Annotated in this window: 6 protein-coding genes; all 6 read right to left on the bottom strand. The window is 38.1% G+C overall.

From position 1 onward, the window contains the following. Nucleotides 1-55: 55 nt before the first annotated feature. Nucleotides 56-832 carry a hypothetical protein gene (locus Q3C19_RS15835; protein WP_302730602.1) on the bottom strand — a complete coding sequence of 259 codons (777 nt, stop codon included), beginning with the start codon at nt 830-832 and terminating at the stop codon, nt 56-58. A 71-nt stretch (nt 833-903) separates the two neighbouring features. After that, nucleotides 904-6,396: a DUF4011 domain-containing protein gene (locus tag Q3C19_RS15830; RefSeq protein ID WP_302730600.1), complete on the bottom strand. Its 5,493-nt coding sequence runs from the start codon at nt 6,394-6,396 to the stop codon at nt 904-906. 75 nt (nt 6,397-6,471) lie between these two features. Then, nucleotides 6,472-7,479: a protein kinase family protein gene (locus Q3C19_RS15825; RefSeq protein WP_302730598.1), complete on the bottom strand. Its 1,008-nt coding sequence runs from the start codon at nt 7,477-7,479 to the stop codon at nt 6,472-6,474. 183 nt (nt 7,480-7,662) lie between these two features. Then, entirely contained in the window at nt 7,663-9,474 is a 1,812-nt protein-coding gene (locus Q3C19_RS15820) for an RNA-binding domain-containing protein (RefSeq protein WP_302730596.1), read from the bottom strand. A gap of 1 nt (nt 9,475) precedes the next feature. Further along, the gene (locus tag Q3C19_RS15815) at nt 9,476-9,697 is read right to left on the bottom strand and encodes a helix-turn-helix transcriptional regulator (protein ID WP_072531146.1); all 222 of its coding nucleotides are present in this window, start codon (nt 9,695-9,697) and stop codon (nt 9,476-9,478) included. A 171-nt stretch (nt 9,698-9,868) separates the two neighbouring features. Then, a complete protein-coding gene (gene mobV / locus Q3C19_RS15810; RefSeq protein WP_302730593.1) occupies nt 9,869-11,410 on the bottom strand; it encodes a MobV family relaxase in 1,542 nt (513 codons plus the stop codon). Nucleotides 11,411-11,534: the final 124 nt, after the last annotated feature.

The following is an 11,534-nucleotide window of genomic DNA, read 5'->3' as shown; positions in this document are numbered from 1 at the left end:
TATTCTGGAAGTTTATATAAGCGGAGATTTTGAAGACTTCTTAAGTATTTATAAATCATTTAGCAAATGAGTAGCCTAAATATTTTCCTGCTTCTTTATGTACTCTAAATTTTTCCGACACATATAGCTGTTTAACTAAGAGAATCTCTTTAAGAAGATGCGACAGGTGCTCCACTTTACTGTAATTCTTCTTTGCATTTATAGCTGTAGAATTTATTGTTCTATTTACAGCTTGCATATATGTTTCTCTAGGGAACTGTTTTGGGCTATTATTGATACATATTGGAGAATATGAACCTATGATACGAAGAAAAGAATTTATGTAAGAATCACCATAATCAGTACATTCTATCCTACTTTCTTTATAATCACCATATTTATCTGTAATATTGTATAGACTCACATTGCGCTTATCAATAAGTTCTGAGATATCTGTATCTGATACATATGCAACGATATATTGAAAAGAATCGCTAGATATTATAAGATCTAGGAATTTCTCATATAGAATTGATGAAATACCATTACGTTTAATTTCTTGAAAAAATTCTTCCGTACAATAATTGCCAAAAGCAATGCGAAACAAATAATCTTGATACGAGTAGACATATTTTATAGTTGATGCATCAATATTATATATAGATCGTAATCCGACTATTTCTTCGTATGAATAGTTAATTATTGGACCAAACTTTGTTTCCAACTCAACGGCCACTATATCTCCAATATTATAATTTGATTCAGTATGAAAACAAATATCTTTATCTACGTGACTATACGTGACATAGACATCACCGTTCTTAATATCTGAAATATATCCAATTGTAATCATATCATCTATTTATATTACTGGTTATGCATCAAATATTCTCTTTAATAAATTGAAAATTTTAAAGTTCCGTATTAACCTGCAATTTGAACTTTGCCGTCGACTTCTGTGATTTCGTCACTTTTTAGCATCGCTTTATAAACACTCTGAAGAGAGGTTGTGATATTTTCTCCTGTACGTTTGAAGCCAAATTCTCGCGCTGTAACAATAAACAAATCATCAGGAGTGATACCATAACTATTAGTTACTATCACCTTCATTGCCAAGGCCAATTCTTCGTCGCAGATATATGCGATTGGACGGATATAATCATCCTCAGGATTTGGAATCCTTACTCTTATATTGTCAAAACCGGCTATCCGCACAAATTCTTTTTTATCAACAGAAATTTTACCTTTCAAGTAATTCTTAAATATAAAACTAACATCATTGCGCACAACAGAGGTAACCTTTTGTCTACCAAATAATGGAGCGACGCGGCGGCATAACTCTTCAAAATGTATTGGCTGTTCTATCGAAATGACATTAAAAATTGTATCATATATTTCAGTGGCACCCTCTTCTCCAAAAGGATTTGCACGTTTATACATGTCAAATCCATACCCGGGCTCCTGACTTTCCGTTGACTCAATGATTTCTTCAATATCAACTGGAGGTATGACAGATTGCCCTATTTGACAACTCTCGACAAGATGGCTACTTATAGTATTAGCCCCCAATGCTTTTTCAATAGCATTAACGAGCTTTTCTTCTTCTGTTGTCTGGTCTTTTATCCAGTCGGTTGACCATATGCGATATATTGTCCATCCCATATCTTCAAGTATGGTCTGACGCAGTCTATCCCTTTCTCGCGCAGTCCTTGAACTATGATAGGTTGCGCCATCACATTCAATTCCAATGACAAATTTACCTGTATTGATTGGGTCTTTGACGGCCATATCTATACGGAAGCCCGAACATCCTACCTGAGTTACCACATTATAACCTTTAGATTGGAGAAAATCGTATACTGCCTCTTCGAATGGAGAATCAAAATCTAAATTATAATTATATGTAAGTTCTTTTTCCAGAGCGATAATGCCTTGTTGCGCAAATTCAATATACGAACGTAGCATCCTCACACCCTCTGAAGATGTTTTGTCAAGATCTATATCATTCGCAGTGATTGAACCAACCAGCTTTACGTTGTACTTGGCTCGGGTGATTGCGACATTCAGACGACGGTATCCGCCTTCACGGCTTAATGGTCCGAAGTTCATATACATAATATCTCTGCTGTCTTTAGCATATCCTATACTAAAGATGATTGTATCACGTTCATCACCCTGGACGTTTTCCAGATTTTTTATAAAGAATGGTTCTTCTTTGTCCTCTATAAAGAATTTGTCAAATCTTGAATCCTGCAGTCGTCTTTGGCGGATAGCAGCATCCACGGCATTCTGTTGAGCTTCGCTAAATGTCACTACGCCTAATGAACGATTCGGATACTTGCGGAAATGTTCAAAAACCAAATCAGCAACTTTTTTAGCTTCAATGATATTATTCTTTTTTCCTCCTCGGTCATATACTCCGTCCTTAACATAAATATATTCCACGCCGGTGTCAGGCGCACTTTCTATCGATGAAGGGAAAGTAATAAGCTGGCTATTGTAAACCTTGACATTCGAGAACGCAATAAGATGTTCATCACGGCTTCTATAATGCCATCTCAAGCTTCGCTCAGGCAAAACAGCTACAGCTTCATCAAGGACTGATTCAAAAGCTCCGGCATCCTCGCTTTCTACAGTCTCATCGGAATCAATATCATAGTCTTCATCATTAAGTGATGCCGAGAAGAAACTTGTAGGTGGAAGCTGCTTTGTATCTCCGACAATAATGGTCTGTTTGCCTCGCATTATGGCTCCAATAGCATCCTCAGTATGAACCTGCGATGCCTCATCAAAGATGACCAAATCAAAGTTGTAACTTTGAGCTTCCAAAAATACACTTACAGATAGAGGAGACATCATAAAGCAAGGACGCAAAGCCGTGATGAGATTTGGAATTGTCATAAAGAGCTTGCGTAATGGCATAAGTCTCCTTTGCTTGTTAAGTTCCCTTTTCAATATTGCAATCTCATCCCTTGCAACATTAATTGAATTGAAGTCCGGAATTCTACTTAATGCACGTTCTCGAACTCGTGCTCGTGCAATTTTGAACTGCCCTTTATCTAACTCACAGAATTCGCTAATAGTTTGTGCTTGTATTCTTCCCCTGAAATCTTGCACGGCAGGAAACTTTGGAAGAATTGCATCAAGCCAAAGACGATAAAATCTTTTAAGATATGCATCCGTAATGTAGTTGGAATCTATTTCCAATCCCTCAACTTGTTTAATAAATGTACCAAGACCGAGTTTATCGCACTTTTCTCTGTTAGAACAGTAATCGACCCACTCTTCCAACAAATACTTTTTATCGCGGCAAAGAGACATCCTTCTGGAAAGATCTAGGATATTTGTCTGATAAAAATCTTCTTCATTGTTAAAAAGAGATGCAAACCAGTCTATATATTCACTTGCTGAATCTCTAAGTGCGGATATTTTTCCGCTCGTATCGCCACAATAGGATATAATATTTTTATCATTGCATACAGCTTTAACAAACGAATCAGGTAAACTATACTGTGTCGCAAGTTCTTTTAATCCAGCAGCGTATTTAAGAGCCTCTATCAATTCATCCCAATTCGTCTCAAGTCCGTTATAAAAATCTTTGTAAAATCCTCTGATTTTGTCTTTTTGTCTTGCCAGTTGATTATTCAGATCTTTCAATGAGATTGATAAATCCAAATCAGAAATGGCTGATTCATAATCGCACGGCGTATTGCGAATATTCATTAAGGCATTGTACTCTTCAATGAATTTTTCAGCCAAAGATATAGTCTCAAGTGAGTATGTATTAATCTTATCCCATATGGAAGTTTCGTCGATTTTAACCTTGAGAATCGCTTTCAATATCCTTAATTGCTCATCAATATAACTTGACGAACTTTGCATATTGAATTGCGAAATCTCAGAGGATGGCAACTGTCCGCAGGATGTAATTCTGATGAATTCTGGCGTAACTGAATGCAGTTGATCTAGGACTTTTCTAAATGTGTCTATAGCCGATAAAACGATATCCCACTGAGTGTTAACGCCTTGATAATATTCACCATAAACTTCCTCATATTGATGTTTGTCAGCATCAATTATGGTTTGATTATCTGAAATAAGCTTGAGAGAATTCAAGGTAGATAAAGCATCTTCATAGGACAACTTCCCACCTTGAGACAAATAAGAAGTCAGATGTTTAAGGTCATTGTGGTAACCTTTCTTGAACACTCGCAAAAATGAACTATAATCACCTCTAAATCTTTGTAAAATAGGATAGAAATCCAAAGATAATATTTCATTGTCAAAACGAGATAATATGCTCTGTCGAGCATTGATGAGAGAGTTGTGGCAAGTTTTATGAGCTTCCAAGTCTGACTTTATACGATTGAGGTCATTTGTGTCAAACCATTTTCTCGTAGGCCTGATATTTACAATCTCTCCTATTGCGGACACTGACTTTACAAATGAAATTATTTGATTGATAGTCTTTGGCACCGGTATTCCTAATTTAGGACCAAGTTTCTCCGCAGATGTAAACAGATCGTTAAGCTTAGTTGTCGCCTGTAATAGATCAGAATGTATTCCATCTATGTTTGATGTTAACTGGTTGCCATCTTCGCTATTGATTCTGTTTTGAAGTTGCGACATAAAAGAGGTTAAATTATCTTTGCATTTTGTCGCATCAAAAGACAGTCTCTCTGTGTTATATATTTCCTTCAGTTTTTTTGAAATACGCTGAATTTCCTCAACGGATTCTTTATATTCACACGCCTTCTTTATTAATGAATCAGCATTGTGATCAAATACCCATTCCTCTGGAATTACTGGGGACTTGGCTGCAAAATTCAGTATTTCAACCAGAGTGGCGTTTCCATTCAAAGACGGATTAACCTGAATTCCTAATTTAGAGCAAGCAGACGAATGCTGTTCGCCCAACTTGTTCAAAAGAGATGTCGCTTGATTGGTCTTTGAATCAATATCGTGACGTAATTCATTTGACAAATATCTTACAGTCGAATTACGCCAAACATTATTTAAATAATCCTCACTTCTTTTGCTGATGGTTTTGGATAATTCACCAAGCACATATATTCTTTCATTCAGAACATCGTTTGTTGTGTCATCAACATTGTCTATCGGGAAAATAACATCAGGGGCATTTCCCAGTTTTGCCAATCTTCCTTGTATTGTGTAGATGGAAACATTTAGGCCGGAAGCAGGCGTATGTAATTCCTCTTGGTATTCATTGAGCACATTTCGCTTCCTTTCTAAAAGTTCAAGTTGCGCCAAGGCTTCTTCTCGAACACGAGTACGGTCTACATTTATAGAATTGGCAAGTTCGTTCAGGATTTCTTTCTTATTGGCTTTATGGCTGTGAAGTGTTAAGCAGAAATCGGCAAGACCTACACTCGCCAAGCGGTTATAAACCACTTGCAAAGCTGCCATTTTCTCTGAAACAAATAGAACTTTCTTTCCATCAGCAATGGCTTCCGCAATAATATTCGTAATAGTCTGGCTCTTTCCTGTTCCTGGAGGGCCTTGTAAAACAAAGCTCGCTCCTTTTTTGGAGAGCAAAATAGCGTCTTGTTGGCTTGAATCAGCATCTACTACTTGAAATGTATCTATAGGCCTTACCTGTTTATCGTGGTCAAAATTATTAAGTTCATCAGGTATCTGTTGTATTGTGCTTTGTTCTCCGACGATGGCTGAAATTACGCCATTGTCATTCAGCTTTTCCTCATTTCTCTCCAAGTCTTTATACATATTGATTTTGAGGAATGACAAATTCGCCAAATGAACACTTCTCTCTACACTCCAATCTTGATTCTCTATTTTAGAAAACAATCTTTCCATGTACTCTTCAGGAGAGTCGTGTGCAGAATCAAATTCCGGAACACTAATGCCGAAGTCATTATCCAGTTTGTGTGCTAAAGTAGGATTAATCACGATTTCATCATCGTGCAGTGTAAGTCTGTAAGGAGAAGTAATAGATTCTATTAAAAGTCGTACAGGAACTAGAATAATAGGAGATGAAAATATTTGGGACGATTCAGGCTGTTCCTTCCATTTAAGCATACCAAAAGTGAGGTACAAAGTATTAATGCCTTGCTCCTCAATAGATGTGTTAGCTTTATATCGTAATGATTTTAAGGTCTTCTGCAGTTCACCGATAGGTTTATTGGTTTCGATGTCGCCTTTAATGATTGTGTCGCATATTTCTTCGCCATCGTCAGAGATTTGTACTTTTTTAGCATATGGAAACTCTAACTCTTTTTCATTTATGACAAGCTGATCCCATAACTTGTCAAATGAAGGAGACGTAATTGTAACATTATTACGCTTCCCTTCAAGAAAATTTATAAGTCTGTTTCTTTTACCGAAATCAAGCAGTTGCTTCTTCCAGATCTCTACTCGATTATGCAGTTTTTGTCCCATATTACTATTATTCTCTAATTATCTGATTGTCAATTATAAAACTTTATCACAAAGGTTCAAGCAGAACTATATAATTTAGAATGGAAGATCATCATCCATCTTCCGTTCGATATTATCAAACCTTGTCCAAAGATTATTCAGTACAATTATTTTGCGGTCTTTTGATAGTTGATTCCACCACTCATAAAAGCGTTCAACCTGATTCACCTGAACCACGGCTTTTGTTATATACCTAAAATTTCCAGATACAAAACATGAAATCAAATCTTTATTGCTTTGCAGGTATGTTTCAAGTATAGATTTTTGTAACAGGTCACTGAGCTTAGCTGTTATTATTTCCAAGTCTTCAACATATTTGGTGTCTTCATACATTTTAGTACAAACGCCTGTAAATGAATCAGCCATATTAGAGTATATGTTTTTTTCATCTTTAGAAAACTTGACTAATAGCGAATTCTCTGAAGTGACATTCCTAACCACTTCTTGGAAAGATGAAATACGATTGTCTGGATTAGGAGGTATCATACTTTCCAACACTACTGAATACTTAAATAGTTGCGATATGTTATTATCACCTATAAGTCGTTCAAAGAGCTTTCCGACGAAATACACTTCAGTCTTGTGATCGTAAATATTATTAACGAATTCTTCCGGTGTTGAGTATGCCCAGTTAAGACTGACACTCTTGGTGCAATCAATTGCTTCCTGAGTAGTTTTCCCAAAACCAAAATCAATTATTTTAGGGATGCCGTCCGTTGAGACCAATATATTTCCAGGCCTGATATCACGGTGCATAATACCATTATCCTCAAGATATTTGAAGCCACTTATGGTCTGAACAAAAATATCGTTGATAGCTTTTGGATTAGCTTTTATATACTCGTCTATGTTGCACCCTTCAATATATTCCATCAGGATATATCCGGTTGTATGTTCCGGATACAGATGATATGAAAAGACGCGGACAATGTTCGGATGATTTATCTTGTATAAAATCTTGATTTCATTGACGAAATGCTCATAATATTTTGTCTTACATTCTGAAAAATATGGCGAATATTTTTTTACAGACAAATCGTTCATTTATTGTTTCGTCTTTGATGAGTATAGTTCGTCCGGTACCTCCTTGTCCCACTTCCTTAAGGTATTTATACTCTTTTGATTTGATAAATCTTATAATATCATTTTTCATATGAAATCTACTCTACTTTTATATCCGGTAGACAGTTTATAAATCCTACTATTTTGAAAGGTTGAGCTATGTATTTATTTCTTCTTGACAACATATTTCTGTTTAGGGTCTGTTTTACTTTCTGTAGAAGTCATTGTCAATACATCACCAAGTAATGGATCAATGTAAAAGCGCTTCATCCTGTATTTGTCGGAATATCCCAGATGTTCTGATATTTCCTGTAGAGTGCGAGGCTCTTTACAATAGTTCATCAGTTCCTGTATTGTTTCCTGCCTTTTCTCGTCTCTTGACTTTACTCCTTGACTTTTTACTCCTTGACTTTTTACTCCTTGACTTTTTACTCCTTGACTTTTTACTCCTTGACTTTTACTCCTTGACTTTTCGTTTTCCATACATTCAGAATTCAAGGAGTAAGAAGTCCAACGACCTTTGTTGACGGGTACGAGCATACCTTTTCCAACCAAGGCATACAACGTTTTTCCGACTTCCAATGGATTTTTGCCGAGTAATTGCTGCATACGGAAATTTGATGTGCTTCCTTCGGTAAAGGCTGTGGCCAAAACTAATTGCTCCTCCTTGTTAAGTTTCTCGTAGTCGCTACCATAAATATCGTGAAGTGCTATGTGGCATTCGTCTGGTATCAATGATGCCATAGTGAGTGTTAATTCCACCAAATGCAAATCCTGATTTTCAATAAGACAAGGCTGACGCCAATTTTCCTTTTTCCAAGCATTTAATATTGTCGGAAATCCAGAACCTATGTTGTCACCAAAACCTATCATCCTGAACATTGCCTGCATATTCGGGTTGCGGGCTTTGGAGTGTCCTCCGGCATAAATATCCATTACAGGAATTTTCAGGGAGCCAGGATTGGAAAAGACAAAACAATCATCGTGCTTCTCAACTTTCAACACTCCGGTTATCATATAGTCAGAATGTATCACAAGATTGGTCAATGCTTCTCGCACTGCTTTATGAATGGCAGTGTCATCTATTCGCTCCATACCTTCCAATCTGAACGGGCGCTTCAAGTCTTTGATTAATTTGGACTGCACGGTCATAAAGAAGTTGTACAGATTGTTTTCCCATCGTCCATCGTATGTCAGTCGGTCACTCCAGCGGCTATCTGGCTGCAGGTTCGTCATGTCCAGGTAGTCCATACGAATATTGTCAAACCGCTCTCTAATGGACAAGCCTTTACCGAACATCAGCAAACCGGCAAGGGTCAATCCCTCCCGATGTGTATTCCTGTCAATTATATAGCCTCCCATATTCAGCAAGAAGTCTTTGTCTGAATAGTCGTTCCAAACATGATCCATGTTAGCTGTGCGGAATCTGTTGCGGTATGCTGCAAGAGTATTAGCATCGATGTCATCCATCGTGTAATTCTCCATAAGAATAGAATCATTGCCGCTGTCGTTGGCATCCCGAATCATTGCCTTTACATCATCTTCAGTACAATGATAGTCTCCCTCATAGTTCCGTTTGAAAGAGCCGTTCATCATATTACCATTGATATAGATTGGCCTTTGTCGGTAATCTACTTGCGGAATATTGATAACCAATAGAGAACGTCCTTCATATTCAACTATATCAACATCTTCTTCGATAAGGATATTTCGGTTTACTTTGTTGCTATTCAAGGTATCGAAGAACTCCTTTTTCAGTTTCTTTGGATTATTAACACCTGTTATTTCAAATCTTTTTGCCGAGTCTGGTTCTTCCATATGCTCGGTTATGCCAAGCACGATGATTCCTCCTACAGTGTTTGCGAAGGATGAATAAGTCTCCCAGACTGATTTAGGAATTTGATTCTCGCATTTCTTACATTCGAATGAAATGCGTTCTCCGACCTGAAGTAAGGTATTTATATCTGTTATATCCATCTTAGTCTTTTTTTGATTGGTTAATTAGCGTCCTTACATCAACATCGAGAATCCTTGCTATCTGCAAAAGGGTTTCTAACCCTGGTTGAACGGAGTTTGTACACCATTTAGAAACGGTTGTTTGGTCTTTATGCAGTTGCTCGGCAAGCCATTTTGCCGTCCTTTTTTGTTCTACCAATACGACTTTAATCCTATTGATGTCTGTTTTGGGGCTATCTGTCATTGCATTGTTGGTTTTTGAGATTGCAAATATATAATTTAAAATAGAATATTTGAAATAATTATATGATTATTTGGTGTAATAATTAGCGCGTAACGCTAATTATTTTGATTTATCCAATACTCGAGTCAAAGCCTAAAACGACAAAAAATATCCTTTATTAGTTGCTCTTTATCACCTTTTGTATCCTTTTCTCGGCATTATTACTAATCGTAAGGCATGAAGTAAGCACCTTCTCCGATACACCTCTTCCTCCTCATCCGGTCTGCGACCATCCCAACGAAGGTCTGAGTCGGAATTACCACCGCCTCCGGAAGAAACTGATATCGGTTGCCCACTGATGAGCGCATCAGCTACTGTAAAAATCATATTGCGAACTGAAGGTATAACCAACTGGCCGAGCAATGTATTCAGCTCTGACTCCATATTTTCGTTTGTGTCTGAAAGAATTTTATTCTCTCGTCTCAACTGATACAGTTCTCCGTAATCCGCCAAAGCATTGTATTGGGCGGCTTCGACCTGCCGGGCTGCATCATTTCTGTATAGAGATTCTACCTTGCGGACAATCTCGGTGAACTGCTTGGCGATAAGTCTATTCTGTCGTTCAATCCATTTGTCTGTACCAAACAGCGGCACTTTCTCTGTTATTTGCGGTGGCGTGAAATCAACCTTGTGGTTACGAAATGGCTGTATAACAGAACGGGCTTTCGCTACATCCTTTGTCAATTGTTCCAATTCATCTTCCTTTGCATGGAGTTTATTGGATTTGTCTTCAAGTTTTTCCTGATACTCGGTAATGAGTTTCTGTATGTCCGCCTTCTGCGCTTCATACCTGTCAAGAGTTATCTTGCCGGACGCGAGAGCTTCATCGATTTCTTTAAGCCGGTTCCTTCCGGCAAGCATTTCCCGTTCAAGTTTCCGTATCATTGTCTGAAGTCCCTTGACTGCTTTCTCTGCTTGTTTCGCATCTTTGGACAGTTTTCGGATATAATCGCGTTTACTAAGATGGCTAACGTTCCGGCCTTCAATACTATCACCACGTTCCAACCCATACTTGCTACCGACCTCATCATAGAGTGAGGTGTGCATTTCACGAAGAATCTGTCCGTATTCGTAGCGGGTCTTGCCAAACTTAGCCGACCACATGACACATTCGCGTCCACTTTTGGAACGTTGTCCGACAGGAACGATCAAAGCATGGATATGCGGACTGCTCTCATCGAGGTGAACCTGGAAGCCGATTATATTTTCCTGTCCGTATCGCCTGGCGCACCAGTCATAGACATCTTTTGCCCATTGTTCAATTTCCGGACATCGTTGGAGATGGCTGTTATCTGCACCCTTATCCAGATTTACGGTTTGGGTTCCAAATGCCATCTCAAGTGTACGGTCATGATTGCCGCCGAAGATAAATTTCGCACAACAATTCGGTTGAATCTTACTGTCCGGCTTGAAAGGCTTCCAACCCAACTCGGCCAGTCGTTCCTGTAAACGGACTTCAAGCGATTTCTCCTGATATCCCAACGGATGCACTTTCCCATCGGGCCCAATCTCGAAATTCAACTTCATTCTGGTCTTGTCATAGTGATTGGTCGGATCCTGATTCTTTCTGTCAATTTTGTCGTCATTCCAACGTCGTTCGTTCTCATTCGCCTCTGCTGTGCCGAACGACTTTCCGGCTTCGACATGCATGGCCTGTTTAATATCTGTGTTCATATAGGGTATTCTTTTGTTAAATGATTAATATTTGAGCTTGCTCTTGTGCCAGTCCGCTCTACGGGACAATGACCGGATTTTATTGCCGCCAGGCAAAAAGTCCTTATTGTGTTATGGACTTTCT

This window comes from Bacteroides sp. ET489 (assembly GCF_030518095.1).
Lineage (GTDB): Bacteria > Bacteroidota > Bacteroidia > Bacteroidales > Bacteroidaceae > Bacteroides > Bacteroides ndongoniae.
Note: the sequence above shows the minus strand (reverse complement) of the source record. Positions and strands in the feature narration are given on the sequence as shown.